This is a genomic window from Acidocella sp., from assembly GCF_013044125.1.
In the GTDB taxonomy this organism is placed as follows: Bacteria; Pseudomonadota; Alphaproteobacteria; order Acetobacterales; family Acetobacteraceae; genus Acidocella.
Map to the genome: position 1 here is coordinate 1 of NZ_JABEVC010000056.1, position 18,910 is coordinate 18,910.

20 protein-coding genes and 1 tRNA gene are annotated in these 18,910 nt (G+C 59.1%); 12 read left to right on the plus strand and 9 right to left on the minus strand.

Annotation, left to right across the window (positions count from 1 at the left end; genetic code table 11):
- The 7 genes from HKL97_RS03105 to HKL97_RS03135 form a co-directional block, all read left to right on the plus strand.
- Positions 1–1,711, plus strand: a 1,711-nt coding sequence (locus HKL97_RS03105; RefSeq protein WP_291422644.1) for a DNA polymerase, incomplete at its 5' end; no start/stop codon positions are given.
- Positions 1,708–2,841 (plus strand): serine hydrolase, encoded by a 1,134-nt coding sequence (locus HKL97_RS03110; protein ID WP_291422645.1) that lies wholly within the window; start codon positions 1,708–1,710, stop codon positions 2,839–2,841. The genes HKL97_RS03105 and HKL97_RS03110, both read left to right, overlap by 4 nt.
- Positions 2,842–2,880: 39 nt before the next feature.
- On the plus strand, positions 2,881–4,359 hold the full coding sequence (locus HKL97_RS03115; protein WP_291422646.1) for an NADP-dependent isocitrate dehydrogenase: 1,479 nt from the start codon (positions 2,881–2,883) through the stop codon (positions 4,357–4,359).
- A 106-nt stretch (positions 4,360–4,465) separates the two neighbouring features.
- Entirely contained in the window at positions 4,466–5,683 is a 1,218-nt protein-coding gene (trpB, locus tag HKL97_RS03120; protein ID WP_291422647.1) for a tryptophan synthase subunit beta, read from the plus strand.
- A complete protein-coding gene (gene trpA / locus HKL97_RS03125) occupies positions 5,680–6,483 on the plus strand; it encodes a tryptophan synthase subunit alpha (protein WP_291422648.1) in 804 nt (267 codons plus the stop codon). The genes trpB and trpA overlap by 4 nt, the downstream gene beginning before the upstream one ends.
- Positions 6,484–6,523: 40 nt before the next feature.
- A complete protein-coding gene (locus HKL97_RS03130) occupies positions 6,524–6,652 on the plus strand; it encodes a hypothetical protein (RefSeq protein ID WP_291422649.1) in 129 nt (42 codons plus the stop codon).
- Positions 6,653–6,882: 230 nt separating this feature from the next.
- Positions 6,883–7,383 (plus strand): DUF2501 domain-containing protein, encoded by a 501-nt coding sequence (locus HKL97_RS03135; RefSeq protein ID WP_291422650.1) that lies wholly within the window; start codon positions 6,883–6,885, stop codon positions 7,381–7,383.
- Positions 7,384–7,501: 118 nt separating this feature from the next.
- On the opposite strand, the gene HKL97_RS03140 is transcribed toward HKL97_RS03135, so the two are convergent.
- Together HKL97_RS03140 and HKL97_RS03145 are read right to left on the minus strand one after the other, a co-directional pair.
- Complete coding sequence (locus HKL97_RS03140; RefSeq protein WP_291422651.1) at positions 7,502–7,843, minus strand: hypothetical protein; 342 nt, start codon at positions 7,841–7,843, stop codon at positions 7,502–7,504.
- Between the two features lie 95 nt (positions 7,844–7,938).
- Positions 7,939–8,583 (minus strand): helix-turn-helix transcriptional regulator, encoded by a 645-nt coding sequence (locus tag HKL97_RS03145; RefSeq protein ID WP_291422652.1) that lies wholly within the window; start codon positions 8,581–8,583, stop codon positions 7,939–7,941.
- 202 nt (positions 8,584–8,785) lie between these two features.
- On the opposite strand from HKL97_RS03145, the gene HKL97_RS03150 reads away from it, so the two are divergent.
- Positions 8,786–9,013, plus strand: a complete 228-nt coding sequence (locus HKL97_RS03150) for a hypothetical protein (protein ID WP_291422653.1) — start codon at positions 8,786–8,788, stop codon at positions 9,011–9,013.
- Between the two features lie 5 nt (positions 9,014–9,018).
- Here the strand turns inward: HKL97_RS03150 and HKL97_RS03155 are convergent, their stop codons facing one another.
- Positions 9,019–10,530, minus strand: a complete 1,512-nt coding sequence (locus HKL97_RS03155; RefSeq protein ID WP_291422654.1) for a leucyl aminopeptidase — start codon at positions 10,528–10,530, stop codon at positions 9,019–9,021.
- Between the two features lie 88 nt (positions 10,531–10,618).
- Between HKL97_RS03155 and cysQ the strand changes: the two genes are divergently transcribed.
- The 3 genes from cysQ (at position 10,619) to HKL97_RS03170 (ending at position 13,836) form a co-directional block, all read left to right on the plus strand.
- Positions 10,619–11,380 (plus strand): 3'(2'),5'-bisphosphate nucleotidase CysQ, encoded by a 762-nt coding sequence (gene cysQ / locus HKL97_RS03160; protein WP_291422655.1) that lies wholly within the window; start codon positions 10,619–10,621, stop codon positions 11,378–11,380.
- A gap of 47 nt (positions 11,381–11,427) precedes the next feature.
- A complete protein-coding gene (locus HKL97_RS03165; RefSeq protein ID WP_291422656.1) occupies positions 11,428–11,922 on the plus strand; it encodes a hypothetical protein in 495 nt (164 codons plus the stop codon).
- An 804-nt stretch (positions 11,923–12,726) separates the two neighbouring features.
- Positions 12,727–13,836, plus strand: coding sequence for a sigma-54-dependent Fis family transcriptional regulator (locus HKL97_RS03170; RefSeq protein WP_291422657.1), 1,110 nt, complete (start codon positions 12,727–12,729; stop codon positions 13,834–13,836).
- A gap of 59 nt (positions 13,837–13,895) precedes the next feature.
- Here HKL97_RS03170 and HKL97_RS03175 read toward each other — a convergent pair whose 3' ends face one another.
- From HKL97_RS03175 to HKL97_RS03195, 5 genes are all read right to left on the minus strand, one after another.
- Positions 13,896–14,252, minus strand: a complete 357-nt coding sequence (locus tag HKL97_RS03175) for a hypothetical protein (protein WP_291422658.1) — start codon at positions 14,250–14,252, stop codon at positions 13,896–13,898.
- 127 nt (positions 14,253–14,379) lie between these two features.
- Positions 14,380–14,889, minus strand: coding sequence for a hypothetical protein (locus HKL97_RS03180; RefSeq protein WP_291422659.1), 510 nt, complete (start codon positions 14,887–14,889; stop codon positions 14,380–14,382).
- Between the two features lie 141 nt (positions 14,890–15,030).
- On the minus strand, positions 15,031–15,750 hold the full coding sequence (locus HKL97_RS03185; RefSeq protein ID WP_291422660.1) for a C39 family peptidase: 720 nt from the start codon (positions 15,748–15,750) through the stop codon (positions 15,031–15,033).
- A 14-nt stretch (positions 15,751–15,764) separates the two neighbouring features.
- Entirely contained in the window at positions 15,765–16,118 is a 354-nt protein-coding gene (locus tag HKL97_RS03190; RefSeq protein ID WP_291422661.1) for a hypothetical protein, read from the minus strand.
- Positions 16,119–16,244: 126 nt separating this feature from the next.
- Positions 16,245–16,865, minus strand: a complete 621-nt coding sequence (locus tag HKL97_RS03195; protein WP_291422662.1) for a hypothetical protein — start codon at positions 16,863–16,865, stop codon at positions 16,245–16,247.
- Between the two features lie 381 nt (positions 16,866–17,246).
- On the opposite strand from HKL97_RS03195, the gene HKL97_RS03200 reads away from it, so the two are divergent.
- Entirely contained in the window at positions 17,247–18,710 is a 1,464-nt protein-coding gene (locus HKL97_RS03200) for a hypothetical protein (protein WP_291422663.1), read from the plus strand.
- 102 nt (positions 18,711–18,812) lie between these two features.
- Here the strand turns inward: HKL97_RS03200 and HKL97_RS03205 are convergent.
- Positions 18,813–18,887, minus strand: a tRNA-Val gene (locus HKL97_RS03205).
- Between the last annotated feature and the right edge of the window lie 23 nt (positions 18,888–18,910).

Consider the following 18,910-nt stretch of genomic DNA (forward strand, 5'->3'; position numbering starts at 1 on the left):
CGACCGCAACTCGCTGCACGGGAATTTGCTGGGCATCGCGCTCGCGGTGGCACCCGGGCAGGCGGGCTATGTGCCGCTGGGGCATAACCTGGGGTTGGAAGATACGCCTCAATTATTGTGGCCCGATGCGCTGGGCGCGCTCGGCGCCCTATTCGCCGATGCCGCGGTGCTGAAAATTTTCCATGATGCGAAGTATAATCTGGAAGTTTTGACGCGCGCCGGCGTGGCGCTGGTGGCGCCGCTCGATGATGTGATGTTGATCTCCTACGCGCAGGACGCGGGGAATTTCAGCCATGACCGCGAAACGCTCGCGCGCAAACATCTGGCCCATGAGCTGAAGAGTTTTGATTCGGTGGCAGGCAGCGGGCGGGCGCGGCTGAGCTTTGCCAATGTGGCGCTGGCGGGGGCGAGCGCCTTTGCCGCCGAGGCCGCGGATGTGACCCTGCGGCTATGGACGATGCTGAAACCGCTGCTGCGGGTGAACAAATCCCTGGCGTTGTACGAGCTGGTGGAGAAGCGGCTGATCCCGGTGCTCACCGCCATGGAGCTGCACGGCGTGATGGTGGACCGCGCGGACCTGCGCGCGATGTCAGTAGAGTTTGAGGGCCGGATGGCCGAGATCGAGACCGATATCCACCGGCTGGCGGGGCAGGATTTCAACGTCGGCAGTCCCAAGCAACTGGGCGAGATCCTGTTCGAGCGCATGGGCCTGCCGGGCGGCAAGCGCGGCAAGGCGGGCGCGTGGGGGACGGATTCATCCGTGCTGGAAGGCCTGGCCGAACAAGGGATCGAGGTGGCGCAGCGGGTGATGGACTGGCGGCAGCTGGCGAAGCTGAAATCAACCTATGCCGATGCGCTGATCGGCCAGGCGGATGAAAACGGGCGGGTGCATACCAGCTTCCAGATGGCGGTGGCGGCGACCGGGCGGCTGTCCTCAACCGATCCGAATTTGCAGAACATACCCGTGCGAACCGTGGAGGGCGCGCGGATTCGCAAGACGTTCATCGCCGCGCCGGGGTGCAGCCTGGTCTCGGCGGATTATTCGCAGATCGAGCTGCGGCTGCTGGCGCATGTGGCGGATATCGCGGCGTTGAAGGAGAGTTTCGCCAAGGGCGAGGATATCCACGCGCGCACCGCCTCGGAGGTGTTCGGCGTGCCGATGGCGGGGATGGATGCTGCCACGCGGCGGCGGGCGAAGGCGATCAACTTCGGGATCATCTACGGGATCTCGGCGTTTGGACTGGGCCGGCAACTGGGGATCGGCGCCGGCGAGGCGAAAGCCTACATCGATGCGTATTTCAAGCGCTATCCGGAAATCCGCGCGTATATGGAAGCCACGAAAGAAGAAGCGCGAAGCCAGGGCTATGTGCTGACACCGTTCGGGCGGCGCTGCTGGGTGCCGCGCATAAAGGACAAGATGCCGCAATTGCGCGCCTATGCGGAGCGGCAGGCGATCAACGCGCCGTTACAGGGGGGAGCCGCGGATATCATCAAGCAGGCGATGGTGAAATTGCCGAAGGCGATGACGGATGCGGGGCTTTCGGCGACATTGATCTTGCAGGTGCATGACGAGTTGCTGTTCGAGGCGCCCGATGGGCAAGCCCGCGCGACGGCCGGACTGGCGCGTGAGGTAATGCAGGGGGCGGCAAGAATTTCCGTACCGCTGACGGTGGAAACGGGGATCGGCAAGAACTGGGGGGATGCGCATTGAACCCCGATGCCATCCAGAAAATGCTGAACGAGGCCGTGGCCGCGGGCGAGGCGCCCGGCGTGGCGGCGGCGGTGAGCGATGCGCGCGGGACGCTGTTTGAGGCGGCGGCGGGCGTGGCCACGCTGGGCGGTGAGCAGAAGGTGGATGCGGACACGTTGTTCTGGATTGCCTCGATGACCAAGCCGGTAACCTCGCTGGCGGCGATGCAGCTGGTGGAGCGGGGGCTGCTGGATTTGGATGCGCCGGTTGGGGATTTGCTGCCGGAGTTGAAACATCCGCGGATTCTGGAAGGCGGAAAACTGCGCCCGGCGCGGCGGCCCATTACGTTGCGGCATCTGCTCACGCATACGGCGGGGTTCTCCTATGCCTTCGCCAGCGCGGAATATGCCGCTTATCTGGCGGCGCAACCCAACCCGCCGGCCTTTGGCATGCGCGCGGCGCTGGATGCGCCGCTGCTGTTCGAGCCGGGCGAGCGCTGGGAATACGGGCTGGGCGTGGACTGGGCCGGGCTGGCGGTGGAAGCGGCCTCCGGGTTGAACCTGGAAGCGTATTTCCAGAAATATATCTTTGGCCCGCTGGGGATGGCTGACACCAGTTTTCTGCCCACGGCGGCGCAGCTGGCCCGCCGCGCGGCGCTGCACAAGCGCCAGGCGGATGGCAGCCTGACGGCAACACCCCCTGCCCCGCTGGCGGTGCCCGAGGTGTTTTCCGGCGGCGGCGGGCTGTATTCCACCCTGCGCGACTACCAGAAATTCCTGCGCGTGTTCCTGACGGCGGGGGCCGGCATTGTTACGGCCGGGACTGTTACCGAAATGTCGCGCAATCAGATCGGAGGGTTGCGGGCCGGGTATCTCCCCTCTGCAAATCCAGCATTGTTCGTGGGGGCGGATGTGAACCCGGGGCAGCACAACCAGTGGGGGCTGGGCTTTATCATCTATCCTGGGAAGGGAAGGTTTGGCCGCAATTCAGGGAGTTTCGGCTGGGCGGGGATGGCGAACACCTATTTCTGGGTGGACCCGGCGGCCAAGCTGGCGGCTGTGATGATGATGCAGATCCTGCCCTCGGGCGATGCCGGGGCGATGAAAACCCTCATCGGGTTTGAGCGCGCGATGTATGCCGCGCGGCAATAACCAGCTATAGGTTTTCCGCCACATTCCGGGAACCCAGAGATGAATGCCACCACCGCGACCGCCACGAAAACCAAGGTAACAGCATTGCCGGGGGACGGCATCGGCCCCGAGGTGATGGCCGCAACCATGCGGATTCTGGAGGCGGCGAACGCCCCGGTTGAATGGGAGATGGCCGAGGGCGGCGCCGAGGTGTTTAAAAAAGGCATCGTGACCGGCGTGCCGCGCGAGACGCTGGACAGCATCGCCCGCAACGGGCTGGCGCTGAAGAGCCCGCTTGAGACGCCGGTGGGCTATGGCGGCAAATCCGCCAACGTGACGCTGCGCAAGCATTTTGAGCTTTATGCGAACATCCGTCCGGTGCGCGAGCTGCCAGGGATCACCACGCCTTATACCGGCCGTGGGATCGACATGGTGATCGTGCGCGAGAACGTGGAGGATGTTTACGCCGGCATCGAGCATATGCAGACCACCACGGTGGCGCAGTGCCTGAAGCTGATGACAGCGCCCGGTTGCGAGCGCATCATCCGCGCCGCCTACGAGCTGGCGCTGGCGGAAGAGCGCAAAAAGGTGACGACCGCGACCAAGGCGAACATCATGAAGCTCACCGAAGGGCTGATGAAGCGAGTCGCGGAAATGGTGGCGCCGGAGTTCGCCAGCCTCAAATCCGACCATATCATCATCGACAATTGCGCGCACCAGCTGGTGATCAAGCCTGAGGCGTTCGATGTGATCGTGACCTCCAACATGAACGGCGACATCATCTCCGACCTCGCGGCCGGGCTCGTGGGCGGGCTGGGCATCGCGCCCTCCTCCAACCTGGGCGACCATGCCGCGATGTTCGAGGCGGTGCACGGCTCGGCGCCCGATATCGCGGGCAAGGGGCTGGCCAACCCGACCGCGCTGCTCTCAGCCGCGATCATGCTGCTGCGCCATATCGGCGCGTTCGACGTGGCGGCGACGGTGGAACAGGCACTGTTCATCACCCTGGCCGAGGGCAAGAACCTCACGGGCGACCTCTCGCCGCGCGGGCATGGCGTGGGCACGCTGGCCTATACCGACCAGATTATCGCCAATTTGGGCCGCACCTCCAACCAGCCCTCGCGCAGCTACAAAAAGCTGGAGCTGAAGACCTGGCCGAAGCTGACCGCGCATAGCGAGCCGAATACGCGTGAGCTGGTGGGCATCGACGTGTTCCTGGAAACCGATCTCGGCGCCGAGGAGCTGGGCAAGGCGCTGGAGGCCATCGCGCAGGACAGCCCGTTCGTGCTGAACGGCATCTCCAACCGCGGCGTGCAGGTGTATCCGCCCAACGAGGGGCAGCAGACCTTCCTGGTCGACCATTTCGCCAGCCGCTTTATGTTCAAGAAGCCGATCCCGCTGTCGGCCTCGAAATCCGAGGGGCAGCCGGAGATCAGCTATCTGGTGCAGCGCATCGGGGCGAAATTCACCTGGATGCATATCGAGAAGCTGCAGCGCTTTGACGGCAAGGATGCCTTCGAGCGGCCGCAGGGGGCTTAAATCTAAGCCAAAGCCTTGGCTGGGCCGTCTTCCGCGCAAGGGAGACGGCCCATTTGTTTGCGGGTTCCGGCCTTTATCCCGCTGCCGGGTTCGGCTAAAGCGGGGTATGAACGAGATTATCCCCAATTCTTTGCGTAATGGCCCGGATGGGCGCGGGCGTTTTGGCGAATTTGGCGGGCGGTTTGTCGCCGAGACGCTGATGCCGCTGATTTTGGAGCTTGAGGCGGCGTATGAGGCGGCGAAGGCCGACCCCTCGTTCCAGACCGAGCTTGATTATTACCTAAAACATTATGTAGGGCGGCCGAGCGCGCTCTGGTTCGCCGAACGGCTGACCAAAGAGCTTGGCGGCGCGAAGATCTATTTCAAGCGCGACGAGCTGAACCACACCGGGGCGCACAAGATCAACAACTGCCTGGGGCAAATTCTGCTGGCGCGGCGGATGGGCAAGACGCGGATCATCGCGGAGACAGGCGCCGGGCAGCACGGTGTTGCGACCGCGACGGTGTGCGCGCTGTTTGGCCTGCCGTGCACCGTGTACATGGGGGCGGTGGACGTGGAGCGGCAAAAGCCGAACGTATTCCGCATGAAGCTGCTGGGGGCGGAGGTGATTCCCGTCAGCTCCGGCGCGGGCACGCTGAAGGACGCCATGAACGACGCCATGCGCGACTGGGTGGCGAATGTGCGCGATACTTTTTATATTATCGGGACCGCCGCGGGGCCGCACCCCTACCCTGCCATGGTGCGCGATTTTCAATGCGTTATCGGCAATGAGGCGAAGGCGCAGTTGCAGGAGGCTGAAGGGCGGCTGCCGGATGTGGCGATTGCGGCCATCGGCGGCGGGAGCAATGCCATCGGGCTGTTCCACCCGTTCCTCGATGATGCCGGGGTGCGGCTGATCGGCGTGGAGGCGGCGGGGCATGGGCTGGATTCGGGCGAGCATGCCGCCAGCCTGAGCCGCGGACGCCCGGGCGTGCTGCACGGCAACCGCACCTATTTGCTGCAAAACGAGGACGGGCAGATCCAGGAGGCGCATTCGATTTCCGCCGGGCTGGATTACCCGGGGATCGGGCCGGAACATAGCTGGCTACATGACATCGGCCGCGTGGAATATGTGGCGGTGACGGACAAGGAGGCGCTGGCCGCCTTCCAGCTCTGCACGCGCACGGAGGGGATCATCCCCGCGCTGGAGCCGAGCCACGCGCTCGCGCATGTCGCCAAGATCGCGGGTGGGATGGACAAGGATGAGATTGTGCTGATGAACCTGTGCGGGCGGGGGGACAAGGATATCTTTGCGGTCGCGCAGCATCTGGGGGTGGAGCTGTGAGCCGGATCGCGGGCGTATTCGCCGGGCTGAAGGCGCAGGGCCGGGCCGCGCTGATCCCCTTCGTGGAAGCCTATGACCCCAACCGCGAAACCTCGCTGGCGCTGCTGCGGGGCATGGCGGAAAACGGCGCCGATATCATCGAGATCGGCGTGCCGTTTACCGACCCGATGGCCGACGGGCCGACGATTCAGGCCGCCGGGCGGCGCGCGCTGGAGGCAGGCGCGAGCCTGGCCGGGGTGCTGGGGCTGGTGCGTGAATTCCGCGCCAGCAATGCGCATACGCCGCTGGTGCTGATGGGGTATTTGAACCCCATTCTCTCCTACGGGGTGGCGCGGTTCTGTGCCGATGCCGCCACCGCCGGGGTGGATGGGCTGATCGTGGTCGATCTGCCGACCGAAGAGGCGGATTTGCTGCTGCCGGATGCCGCGAAAAACGAGCTGGATGTGATCCGGCTGATTGCGCCGACGACATCGGACGCGCGTCTGCCGCTGGTTCTGGCCGGGTCGTCAGGGTTTGTTTATTATGTGAGCATCACCGGGATCACCGGCACGCGCACGGCCTCGGCCGCTGATCTGGCGCGCGATATTCCGCGCATCCGCGCCGTGACGAACCTGCCCATTGCGGTGGGATTTGGCGTGCGAACGCCAGAGCAGGCGGCAGTGGTGGCGCAGCATGCCGACGCGGCGATTGTCGCTTCGGCGCTGATTGAAAAGCTATGCAAGAGTGATGTTGCGAGCGTGCTGGCGGATGTGGCGGCGCTGGCGGCGGGCGTGCACGGAGCCGTGCGGACAAGCGTTTAAGGCCGCAATGCATGCGGCCGCCCCCTGTGCATTGCCGCGAATGGGCCTAATGACCCTCGCCGCCGCCGTGCTCACCCCAGCCACCGCCGTGCTCACCCCAACCACCGTAGCCGCCATCCGGGCCGTACCAGACGCAACCGGCCAGACCGAGGATGACAACGAACAGTAATGCTGGGGCCACGCGGAAGATTTTCATGGCTTGGACTTGGCGCCGGTGCCGGGCCATAACAATGCACATTCGGCCGCGCGCGCATTAACTTACGTTCATTCCCGTGATTTGCAGCCGCCTGCGGTTGGGGTTGCGGGCCGCGAGGGGCAAAAACCCGCCGGGTCTCACTCTTGACCATCGGGCCGGGATGCGCGCTCATCCGGGCCGGATAACCCCCTGAGGAGATCATCATGCGAAAAGGCAAATTCGGCTTCGCTGCCGCGGCGTTTGTTGCGGTTGGCGTTTTGGCGGCGCCAGCGGCACGGGCGCAGCTTTCAGGCATGCTGCAAGGCGCCATGGGCGGCGGCCAGAGCAGCCCGGCCACTTCCGGCCTTGGCGGCATGGGCAACATGAGCATGGGCAGCGCGATGGGCAGCGGCTTGAATCTGCCCACACTCGGCGCGGCGCCGCCCACGAATCTGGCGGGTATTTTGCAGTATTGCATCCAGAACAATTACCTCGGCGGCGGCGTGTCTCCGTCTTCGGCGTCATCAATCCAGCAATCGCTGCTCAGAAAATACACTGGCTCGTCCAGCGCGCCTGAGGCGAATAGCGGATATGCCTCGGGCAGCAGCGGTATCCTGGATACGGGCAATGGCAACTCGATGAGCCTGGGCGGCAGCGGGCTGAAAGCACAGTTGACACAAAAAATCTGCGCCCAGGTTTTGCAGCATGCGCAATCAATGCTCTGATACTAACGGCCATAAATGGTGGCCGGTGGTATCAGTTTTTGCGTGCGGCCGCCTTAAATGGTCCGGCTCTGAATTATGACGATAGATGGCGGTTCAGACTTCAGAGCGCGATCGCGCTCTAGCTTGTTGGCGCCTGCGACAGGACATACTGGCAATCGGCCAGGGTCGGGTAGAACGTGAAATTCAGAAAACGGTCGCCGTTTGAATCGATAATGTGCATCACGATGATGGATGCGCCGGTTGCGTCCTTCACCTCGGTCGAGGTCACCCGTTCGCCGATTGCCTCGTAAGCATCGCGTGTCCCCGCCGGCGTCGCCAGCTGCGATATACCGTCAGCCGGAGCAACCTGCGCCATGTTCAGGCACCGCGTGTTCGTGGCATTTACCTCATACCAGTCCGCCGCGTGCGCCGGCGCGGCAGCGGTCAGCAACAGACATGTCATTAGCGTATAACGGAGCATTCTTACCGCCTTTTTTCAACAATCAGGCCCTTCACCAGCCATTGGCTCAAACAACTAGCCGTATTTTTGTATTTTTGAAATGAAAACCTTAGCCCCTATTGGCTGGCCCAGATGATCCGGTGCATCCACAGAATTTCCTGCGCTGCAAAACGCAGATCCGGGTAGGCGGTGTTCAGGCTTGTCAGCTCTATCCGGCTGGCGGTGCGGCGGGAGAGCAATTTCGCCATCACCGCCCCCTCGGCCGTGCGGGCCACCACACGGTCTCCCACGCGCACCGGGGCGGCGGGGGAGACGATGATGGAATCGCCCTCGCGGTAGACCGGCTCCATCGAATCACCGGAGATGGAAAGCGCATAGGCATTGGCATCAGCCGTGCTCGGCAGTTCCACCTCATCCCACCCGGCGCCCGCCGGGTAGCCGCCGTCGTCGAAAAATCCTTCCGTGCCGGCCTGGGCCATGCCGATGAGCGGAATTTTGTTGCGCCCCTTTGGCCGCGCCTCGGGCATCGCGCGCGCGCCCATCACCAGCGCGGTGAAATCCTCCAGCTTGGCGCCTGTCGCCAGGAATACCTTCGCCAGACTCTCGGTGGAAGGCCAGCGGACCCGGCCATCGCCGGTGCGGCGCTTGGAGAGGTTGAAGCTCGTCGGGTCCAACCCGGCCTTGCGCGCGAGGCCGGAGGGCGAAAGCCCGTGCTCCGCCGCCATCGTGTCAATCGCGCGCCAGATATCCTCGTGCCGCATCCTGAAGTTGCCAATGTTGTAATTTCAGAAACTTATACATGTTTTTGTGAAAATTAAAGGCGGAATAGGAATTTTATCCCTTTTCTACACAAAAAACGCACCGCAAAAGCCAAATGTTCTTGCGTCGCTCTCCGTATAGGAATATAAACCTTAACGCAACACAACCTTAGGTAATATACCAAGGCATTAAAGGAACATCCTCATGGCTTTTTCGCTGCGCAACCTTTCCGTCCTCGCTTATGCCAACGGCTTCACACTGTGGCACTACAAGGCCGAGACCTTGGCCCGGGTCCGCCAAGCCGGGTTTTTTGCCGATGCCGCCGATCTGATCGCAGCGGGCGACATGGTAATGCTCACTGGCGCCGAGGGCGGCACGATTGCCACCGTCACCGGCGCGGGCCGGCAAATCACCCTGGCGCCGCTGTGCTGAGCCCGCTACCCCTCGAAATGGTCGGCCACCAGCCGGTCGAGCAGGCGCACACCGTAAGCGGTGGCGCCCTTCGGGGTGGTGGGCAGGTCCTTCGCCGCCCAGGCCATTCCCGCGATATCCAGATGTGCCCAGGGCCTGGCGTTGACGAAACGCTGCAAAAATTGCGCGGCGGTGATCGAGCCGCCGGCCCGCCCGCCGCCGATATTCTGCATATCGGCGATCGCGGATTTCAGGTTTTTGTCATAGCTCTCGCCGGGGGCGGCCAGCGGCATGCGCCATAATTCCTCGCCCGTCGCCCGGCCCGCCGCGATCAGCTTCTCGCACAGCTCGTCGCTGTTGCTGAACAGGCCGGCGTATTCATGCCCCAGCCCGACGATGATGGCGCCGGTCAGGGTTGCCAGGTCGATCATGTATTTCGGTGCGAAACGCTCCTGCGCGTAGTACAGGACATCAGCCAGCACGAGCCGCCCTTCCGCGTCGGTGTTCAGAATCTCGATGGTCTGGCCGGAATAGCTCTTCACCACGTCACCCGGGCGCACGGCGCTGCCCGAGGGCATGTTCTCAACCAGCCCGACCAGCCCCACCGCGTCCACCCGCGCCTTGCGCCCGGCGAGTGCGGCCATGACCCCGGCGACAGCCCCGGCGCCGGCCATGTCCCATTTCATATCCTCCATCCCGGCGGCGGGCTTTATTGAAATTCCGCCGGTATCGAAGGTGACACCCTTGCCGATGAAGGCGATCGGCTCTTTCGCCTTTTTTGGCTTTTTGCCGTCCGCGCCCGCACCGCCCGAGACGCCCAGCCACTGCATCACCACCATGCGGGGCTCGCGCGCGCTGCCCCAGCTTACGCTCAGCAGTGAGCCGAAGCCCAGCTTCTCCAGATCCTTGCGGTCGAATACCTCGACCTTCACGCCAAGCTTTCTCAACGCCTCCAGCCGCTCGGCGAATTCCGCCGGGTAGAGTACGTTCGCCGGTTCGGTCACCAGATCGCGCGTCAGCTCCACGCCATCAGCCACGGCGGCCAGCGGCGCATAGGCCGCGCGGGACTTCACGGCATCGGCCGCGAGGATGGTGAGTTTGGCGAATTTCGCCTTCTCGTCATCCTTCAGCGTGGTGCGGTACTTCTCGAATTTATACGCCCGCAGCCTTGCCCCCAGGCCGATGTGCGCGGCCAGCGCCGGGTCAAGCGCCTCGCCCAGCACCACGGCCTCGGCCTCCTTGGCGAGGGCGGCGGCAATTGCCCCGCCCAGCTCCTCCGCCCGGCGGGCGTTGAAGGCCTCCGCCTTGCCCATGCCCAGCAGCAGCACGCGCTTAAACCCGGCCTTGGGCGCGAGCAGATTCGCCTGGCTGCCTTTTTTGCCGGTAAACTCCCCAGCCTCCATCGCTCGCTTCAGCCCGCCAGCGAACAGCTTGTCCAGCGCCAGGGCGAGGCCGCCCAAGGCAGCGCCCTCCGCCACCGGCACCACCACCACGCCGGTTTCCGGCAACACGGCTTTGGCAAACGCGACATCCAGCATTTTGGCTCCCCTTGTCATGTCATCTGACCCGAGCATAGCTCTTTTGCGACGCTTGGCCAGCACGCGGCCCAGGTCTACACGGGTAAGCATGAATGATTCTTCTCTGCTTGACCTCGCGGTTTCACTCGCGGCCCGGGCCGCCGCCAAAATACTTGAAATCCGCGCGGCAGGGTTCAAAGTGGACGCGAAATCTGACGAAACCCCGGTCACGGTGGCGGATATGCAGGCGGAAGCGATCATCGTGGAGGGCCTGCGCGCGGCCGCGCCGCATATCCCCGTCATCGCCGAGGAGGAGGTTGCCGCCGGGCGCCTCACCGCCCCCGCCCGCGAATACTGGCTGGTCGACCCGCTGGACGGCACCCGCGAATTCGCCGCCGGGCGGGCTGAATTCGCTGTCAACATCGGGCTCATCCGCGATGGCGCGCCGATTTTGGGTGCTGTCGCCTCGCCCGCCCTGGGCGAGATCCACTACGGCCTGGCGGGGCATGGAGCGTGGCGGCGGCGCGGTGGCGAAACCGTGCAGATTCACGCCCGCCGCCCGCCGCCAGAGGGGCTTACCGTGTTCGCCTCCCGCCATTACGCCGATGACCCCGCCCTGGCGGCGCTGCTGGCGGGCTACCGTGTCGCGGCGCTCACCAATATCGGCTCCGCGCTCAAATTCCTCCGCCTGGCGGAAGGTGCGGCTGATTTCTACCCCCGGCTTGGCCGCACCATGGAGTGGGACACTGCCGCCCCGCAGGCGGTGCTGGAAGCCGCGGGCGGACATGTGCTCACCGCGCATGGCCAGCCTTTACGCTACGGCAAGCCCGGCTGGGAGAATTCCGTTTTCTATGCCTGGGGTTTGCGTTAGACTGGCGCCGTAATGATGCCATGTTGATGGCGCAGGAATTTTCCACCATGAAAAAAATCCTTCTCTCCACAGTACTCTCCCTCGGCCTCACCGGCTGCGTCTACAGCGGCGAGGACGGCTACGGCGGCACCGGGTATTACAGCGGCGGTTACGCGCCGCAGCCTGAATATTATCAGCCCGCCCCCGTGTACGCGCCGCCGCCGGGCATCGTCATCGGTGTGGGCGGTGGTTATAACGGCCATGACGAGCACCGCGACGGCGGCGACAGATACAATGGCAGCCATCCGCCGCCGCCGGGTGGTGGCTGGCAGGGCCAGCAACGCGACAATGGCGGTCATCCGCCACCGCCGCCACCGGGTGGTGGCTGGCAGGGCCAGCAACGCGACAATGGCGGCCATCCGCCACCGCCGCCACCGCCTGGTGGTGGCTGGCAGGGCCAGCAACGCGATAATGGCGGCCATCCGCCACCGCCGCCGCCACCGCCGGACCAAGGCGGCGGCCAGCCCCCGAAACATTGGCCGGCGATTAACGGGCAGAATTAAAACTTGTCCCTGGCGCTGGGAACCGCGTAAACACCATGCGTCAGGTTAACCTTTTGTACAGGGATGGCGGCTGATACGAAAGCCAGCCTCATCCCTGTGGTTACGTTGACCCTAGACCAGGAACGCGCGCTTGTTGCGGCGGTTAAGCATCAGAGCACCAACTTGCCGGCACAAATTGCAGCCTCACGCAGTTGTGTATCATGCCGCATTCCTTTCGATCCACATACGGCAGCGGCAATCAAGGCGGCAAAAATTAGATTCAGAAAAAAATTGAATTAATTCTGGAATCTAAGGCGCCCAACCAGCCCTGCGCCTAAGGAATACCCAACCTCGGCGGGAGTTCCTTCACACGGCGATGCGGCCGGATATCACCTTGACATTTTGCGTATTTTCCACTAATTAATTAAAAGCATATTAATACGTTAAAGAAATTAAATCATTTCGATAAATTGGAATACTGCTCTGCAAGTTCTGGAGCGTGGTATTATTAGTTAATTAGTATAATTTTTTATCGAGTTTTACAGGCGATTAATATTATTATATTGCGTTGCCCTCGGCTTTTTGATCTGAATTTTATGTAAAAATAGCCGGGAAGCTGAGTAGATTTTAATATTAAAAATGATACTCAGTTTATCTATTTGAATAGATTGATGGCATTTTAGCAAGAAAAAATCTTTGGTTTTCGGCATATACACATAAGTAGGTATAAAATTTTGGCAACTCAGAAGCCGAGATGAATGGGAGTATTTTTACCAAAACATATTATCTTTTTTCTGCCAAATTATTGAATTGGGCTGAATACTAATGGTTCTTCATCGTCAGAATAGCGGCAATATTGCCTGGCAATCTTCCTCATACGGCCGGCCTTTGCAGCCCACCCTTGATGACACCCCTTCGGCAGGCTGTAACAATTCTCCAAAAACCGAACAATTCAGCCAGGTGAACCAACAGGAATTCATGGTTGGTGACTGCCTCGCGATGAAAGAAGTGTTTTATCGAATTCGCCGTTTCGCTCAATGCGATGCGCCGATTCTTATCTCTGGGGAAACCGGAACAGGAAAAGAATTGGCCGCACAGGCTGTTCATCAAAGATCCTCACGGAGCAGAGGGCCATTCATTGCAATTAATTGTGCGGCCTTGCCTGCCAGCCTTATTGCATCAGAGCTTTTCGGTTACGAGAAAGGCGCTTTCACCGGCGCGGTTGGAAGGAAAATCGGCCTCATTGAGAAAGCAAATGACGGCACATTATTCTTGGATGAAATTGGCGACTTGCCCTTGGATTTACAGGGGCACTTGCTCAGAATTCTGCAAGAGCAAACGATTACCAGAATAGGCGGGCACTTACCTATACCGGTAAATGCCCGGATTATTTCCGCCAGCCACGTGCAACTTGATGAAGCCATGACCGCCGGCACATTCCGGCATGATCTGTTTTATCGGCTCAATGTGTTGCCCCTGCATATGCCGGCGTTGCGGGAACGCGAAAGCGATATTGAGTTAATGGCTGCTTTTTTCCTCCGCAAGATCGCCCTGGAATTTGGACGCGAAGTTTCCGGTTTTACAGCAGCGGCCCGGGCCACAATCCTCTCTTATTCATGGCCTGGAAATGTCCGCGAACTCATCGCCGCTATCCGGCGCGGGGTCGTCATGGGCTCTGAACCATTGGTTTCAGAGGAAGACCTGGGACTCCATCTTCAACATCACACTCGAGTTCAATCAGAAGCACATCCACAAAGCACCACACACCGGCCGCCGGCTGGGTCGGCTCAAGAGCGCGAAGCCCTCCAGCAGGCGCTCATCCGTAATGACCACAATGTTACAAAAGCCGCGGCAGAGCTGGGAGTTTCAAGGGTTACGCTTTACCGTATGGCAAAGCGCCACGCAGAATTTGGTATAAAACTGCACCTTCCGTAGCAACAACTCCAAGACGGGGAATAATGTAGCTTCACATTTTCTGCGCAGCACTCACGACATTACTGGACAACGCCATTTACCGTAATGGTTGAGTTGCTGTTGCTGAGAGTGCTTTGCTGGGCCGCCGGCCGGAGTTCATCCCATAAGGTAATTGCCGCACGTGGCTCGCCTGTTCCACTTAACGAGGGCGCTTTTAACCCGGTTCCTGTTATAACGGCTATCGCTGAATCTGGAAGAGCTGTGAGGTTCGTCACAGCAGCGGGCGAAATCAGATCCAATCCACTGACCTTGGCCAGGCAAATTGCCGGCGTGGCCAAGGCCGACAAGGCTGCCAAAAAAGCGACGCCGCAGACAGGCCTGCGAAGCCATTGCCTGGGCGTTGCCAACATATCCAGCCGGGACAAAAACTGTTTCATGTTAATCTCATAGAACAAAATATCACATAATTTTCTATGCATAATTTTCTATGCAACAGATGCACAACCAAGAGAGGAAACAGCACCCTGTTTACAGCCTTGAGTATATGTTTTTTCCGCAAAATCGTCAACGAGAAAATCCAAGCCCGCCAAAACCTGACACCTGTTGGGCCAACCATTGCGACATTCCTGAAATTTCAACATTCATTGTCGTAACCTGGCTCAACATCGTATTGTTTGCCATGTTTGTTATCATGTTGCTGATCCCATTGCTTCCCAGCGCTGAGAGCAAAACGGTAGCCCCGTTGTTGAGCGTCGATGAAAGAGTCACGGACGGCGCCCCCGCCGGCAGTTGAATCGTATTACCCCCGACATTGATTGTGGCCGCGCCACTTGCCCCTTGTTGCGTTAAGGTCGTCGTGTCACCTCCTGCGACATAGGCAACGGCGCCGCCGGAGCCATTCGTCAATTTTGTTAATGGCACAAAAATGCTCTGAATTTCCTTGGCCCCCTGATAATCCACCTGTTGGAACGCAAAGCTGATGGAGAGGCCGGGCTTCAGATCAAATCCACCACGAATTTTGTCAAGCTCCTGGTGCGAAAGCTGGGAGGATGAGAGTTGAAGAAGACTGATCATGCCCGAATCAGAAAGACTGCCCGCAGGTGGTTCAGCATACGCTGGCATACTGCATATGGCAGCCGTTGTGAAAACTATACATGGACTCCATTTGCAAAAATGGTTGAAAGACATTGACCGATACTCCTGTTTTCGGACGCATCAGAACTTATTCGGATTGGGAATCATAACCTGCTGAAGCGTTGAAAGATTAACCGCAAAACGGCTGAGATCGAGTGGTGCGGCCGGTTCGCCGGACCAGTCCTGCGCACCATTGAAACTAGCTTGTGCAGCATGGACATTCGCCAAAATAATCAGAAAGACTCCGGACCATTGTTGTTGGAAATCATGCGTAGATTCCGTCCGCAGACCAATGGCTGGATCCGCCAACAATACCTGACCATCCCGAATGCCACGGATAACAACAAAATGCCTGAAGCCATGTTCATTAATCAGGACAATGGCCGGCATCCTTATCTCTGCCAGTTTTGAGAGAGATGCTCTGAAACCGCCAGATGGCAGCCCTATTCTGGTTAAATAGTTTTTCATGTCCAGCAATGAAAATCCGTGCTTCTCGATAACCGGCTGATCTCCATTGAGAAACATACTCGTAAAGACCTGAGTTTCAGTTGAAGGCTTATGGTAGGTAAAGGTGAGCAGCGTTGCGAGCGCGGCTGAACCGCACGAAAAATCATACTCCTGCTTAACCGTTGTCTTAAATTTCCGCCCCTGAAAACTCAAAACATGTACGCTTAAATTGCCACCGCTTACCGCCAGTCCGTTCAGAAAAATCTGGCCGGCATGTGCGCTTAATACGCCAAGACACGCGTAGAAAATGACCAACATCGGCGCAAATATTTTTATCCTGTGCAGAGGGCTCATTGCTGGCGGCCTTCTTATTTAAGAGAGATGTTCACCGTTGTGCTGCTTTGAAACAAACTATTGTTGCCAGTATTCTGAAAGATCGTCGTTATACCAGTATTGTTGTTAACAGACTGGGTATTTGAAATACTGCCTGTCGTCGTGCCGTTCGCACTGTTGCCGGTGTCGGTTCCGATGTTGATCGACGAGACGGCAAAGCTTCCACCACGCAGCTTTTCCAGTTGTGTATTCGGAACTGCCATACCGGAAAGACTACTGATAGCCGCATCTCCCTGAGGACCAGAGCCGGAAGCAAAAGCCGGTTCAGAAGTTGAAAGCAACGCGTAGCTTGATGCAACCATGAATATCGCGGCTGTTATTACGTTCATAGGACGCTCCTATCATGCCAGGGTACATCTCGCGCACCAAAAGCGCTAATTAAAAATGTGCCGGCTCCGCACTGCATCGATTAATCATGCAATGCGGAGCCCAAACACGCTGATCTGCAAAGCAGATTAGAAGCCGCTGATTCCCGTGCCGCCGCTGCTGCCGCTGACAACTGAACCAAGAGCCACAGAGTTCTGCTGCAGCGAGGCCGCGCCGGTATTCTGCATGGCGGTATTGATGCCATCGCCGCCGTTCACGGTATTCATCGTATTGCTGCCGCTGCTCACGGTTACGCCAGAACCGCTCTTATGATGATCCTCGCCCCAGCTGCCGCCACCGCCGCCAAGTGTAATGTCCTTAACAGTGCCTTCGTTACGAGTTGAGGCAACGGTGATGCTCGTATTCGTGTTTGTGCTCACCATCGTTTCGTTACCTACATTATTCAGGTTTTTCGTAAACGATTCAGCGCTGTTATTGGAATTGCTCGTGGCCGTGTTGGCGGAATTCTTCAAATTCGCGCTGGCATTTGTGCCACCCGAAGTTGCAGCCTGGCCATTACCGCCGACCAGAGCATTTTTGATGATCGGCACATTCAGTGAGGTGTTCGTAGAGGTGCTCGTACCACCGCCGGGGCCACCCGGGCCGCCAGGGCCGCCAGGAGGGCCACCAGGGCCACCGTCGGGCTGTGCAAACGCCATGCCGGCGGACAGAAGAAATACAGCCGACCCCGCGAGAAGAATGTTACGCATGATAGTCCTCCGTTTTTTAATTTGTGAAAGAAGTTAAGGATCTGAACTCTTATGACGGTTGACTGCGCAACTTCGCCATAACCAACAGAGAGCAAATGCCGTGCCAAAATATCAACAGCTTGAAGCGCATGCTGTTTTTACTTACGATTCAGGATATTACAGAAGATACTTGAAGCGGCATGCGTGGTTTTTTCATGTATCATGCTTTGTAAACACTGATACAGTATACTGTATCAGTTACACCGCGCATGAAACGCCTGGCGGCTATGGCGGATGTTGTTTGCAACCCGCACAGAAATGAATTCTTCCGTTGAACAGACTATAGTTTACAAATCGTATTTAACCGGTTAATCTGAGATGCAAAATAGAGAGGAGGCTGCAATGGCAGTTAAAGCCTATTACTCTTCTAATAAAATAAAAATTCATCACTTTGAGACAGGGTTTATCGAGAGACTGAAGTTTGTCCGCCGTCTTAGATCTATTCTGGCCTATACGGCGGGTAGCGCGCTCACCCCGATCGCCGTGGTTTGCCTGCCGGCGTCTCTTGTTTTTGCGGCTTCGGGCAGTGGCACCGCCCAGGCAGCGCCAAGCCAGGCGGATAGTTTGTCCGCGCTGCAAGCGGCCATTGCCACGCAAGAAGCCAAGTTGCAGCAGGAAGAGTTGCAGCTCGAGCAGCAATCACTCGAATTGGATCAGCAGCAGCGCCTGCTGGATAGCCAAATGGCCAAATTGCGAGGGACAGGAACAAGCGCGGCCAGCCCCGCGCCGATGGCGGCCGATACGGCGGCCAACAGCTCCGCCACCGCTCCGGCCCCGGCCACGCAAGCAGGGCCTGCCAACGGCACTGTCGGTGAGGAACAGCAGCAACAACAGCAAACAAATCAGCAAGAACAAACAAAAATCATACTTCAATCATCAACCGTGCTTGCCAACACAGGAGGGGTATTAACCCCTAAGGGCGAGCTTGTTATCGACCCTTCAATTGAATATGACTACTGGGCACAAAACCAGCTGGCGTTGAATGGATTTACCATTATTCCCGGCATAACCTTTGGCAATATTTTCATTGCGCGTGTCGATCAAAACTTTCTGACCGCATCTGTCACGGCCCGTTATGGCCTTACAGACCGGCTGGAGATAAATGCAAAAATTCCGATGGTCGCAGGTTATGGCACTTTCACCGCCCAGGCCGCGGGGCCGAATGCCCAACCGATCAACGCTAGCGCTAACAATATAAATATTGGCGATATCCAATTTGGCGGGTCATACCAATTCAATAACGGAGACAATGGATGGCCTGTTTTCGTTGGAAACCTGACGTTTAAAACCGCCACCGGCGTTAGCCCCTATTCGGTCCCCATTTACACTGTATATGATAATGGCGGAACTTTTCTTGGGGGTATCCAGAAAAAGCTCCCGACAGGAACGGGGTTTTATTCACTTCAACCCAGTGTGACGGTATTCTACCCGACGGCACCCGGCGTGTTATTTGGCAATCTCGAATACATTTATAATTTCAGCCGGACATTCAATCTTCTGAGCAGTTCCGGCGGAACGGCACGGGACAATCTGGAGCCAGGCAGCGCGGTCGCGGCGACATTTGGCATGGGGTTTGCGCTGAATGATAAGGCGTCGATGACCTTAAGCTACCAGCAGGAGCATGTGTTTGGCTCCTCGGTGAATAACCGTTCGATTCCCGGTTCCGCCTATGATTTTGGCACCTTCAATTTTGGCCTGGGTTACGCGATTAACGCGCGGACCAACTTTAACATCGGCGTTGGGATCGGTGCCGGCCCGAATGCTCCGGTCGCTAAAATTTTGTTTGAGATACCTGTGCGGTTTTAGACCCGGCTGACATGATATGGAAGCCATAAGCCAGACGAGCGCCGCCCATTCTGGCAGAAGCTGCCCATTCTGGCATAACGCGTTGATTTATCTTCTGGATAGTGGTGGGCGCGACAGGGATTGAACCTGTGACCCCCACCATGTCAAGGTGGTGCTCTACCGCTGCGCTACGCGCCCATATCCGCCGCGGTGTTTAGCCG

What these genes read in the sequence shown, in the direction of transcription:
- HKL97_RS03175 (WP_291422658.1), bottom strand. Translation starts at nt 14,252, where the DNA reads ATGAAACAGTTTTTGTCCCGGCTGGATATGTTGGCAACGCCCAGGCAA.
- HKL97_RS03155 (WP_291422654.1), bottom strand. Translation starts at nt 10,530, where the DNA reads ATGCTGGATGTCGCGTTTGCCAAAGCCGTGTTGCCGGAAACCGGCGTG.
- HKL97_RS03200 (WP_291422663.1), top strand. Translation starts at nt 17,247, where the DNA reads ATGGCAGTTAAAGCCTATTACTCTTCTAATAAAATAAAAATTCATCAC.
- HKL97_RS03185 (WP_291422660.1), bottom strand. Translation starts at nt 15,750, where the DNA reads ATGAGCCCTCTGCACAGGATAAAAATATTTGCGCCGATGTTGGTCATT.
- HKL97_RS03130 (WP_291422649.1), top strand. Translation starts at nt 6,524, where the DNA reads ATGGGCCTAATGACCCTCGCCGCCGCCGTGCTCACCCCAGCCACCGCC.
- cysQ (WP_291422655.1), top strand. Translation starts at nt 10,619, where the DNA reads ATGAATGATTCTTCTCTGCTTGACCTCGCGGTTTCACTCGCGGCCCGG.
- HKL97_RS03165 (WP_291422656.1), top strand. Translation starts at nt 11,428, where the DNA reads ATGAAAAAAATCCTTCTCTCCACAGTACTCTCCCTCGGCCTCACCGGC.
- HKL97_RS03195 (WP_291422662.1), bottom strand. Translation starts at nt 16,865, where the DNA reads ATGCGTAACATTCTTCTCGCGGGGTCGGCTGTATTTCTTCTGTCCGCC.
- HKL97_RS03115 (WP_291422646.1), top strand. Translation starts at nt 2,881, where the DNA reads ATGAATGCCACCACCGCGACCGCCACGAAAACCAAGGTAACAGCATTG.
- HKL97_RS03140 (WP_291422651.1), bottom strand. Translation starts at nt 7,843, where the DNA reads ATGCTCCGTTATACGCTAATGACATGTCTGTTGCTGACCGCTGCCGCG.
- HKL97_RS03145 (WP_291422652.1), bottom strand. Translation starts at nt 8,583, where the DNA reads ATGCGGCACGAGGATATCTGGCGCGCGATTGACACGATGGCGGCGGAG.
- HKL97_RS03135 (WP_291422650.1), top strand. Translation starts at nt 6,883, where the DNA reads ATGCGAAAAGGCAAATTCGGCTTCGCTGCCGCGGCGTTTGTTGCGGTT.
- trpB (WP_291422647.1), top strand. Translation starts at nt 4,466, where the DNA reads ATGAACGAGATTATCCCCAATTCTTTGCGTAATGGCCCGGATGGGCGC.
- HKL97_RS03190 (WP_291422661.1), bottom strand. Translation starts at nt 16,118, where the DNA reads ATGAACGTAATAACAGCCGCGATATTCATGGTTGCATCAAGCTACGCG.
- HKL97_RS03150 (WP_291422653.1), top strand. Translation starts at nt 8,786, where the DNA reads ATGGCTTTTTCGCTGCGCAACCTTTCCGTCCTCGCTTATGCCAACGGC.
- HKL97_RS03170 (WP_291422657.1), top strand. Translation starts at nt 12,727, where the DNA reads ATGGTTCTTCATCGTCAGAATAGCGGCAATATTGCCTGGCAATCTTCC.
- HKL97_RS03180 (WP_291422659.1), bottom strand. Translation starts at nt 14,889, where the DNA reads ATGATCAGTCTTCTTCAACTCTCATCCTCCCAGCTTTCGCACCAGGAG.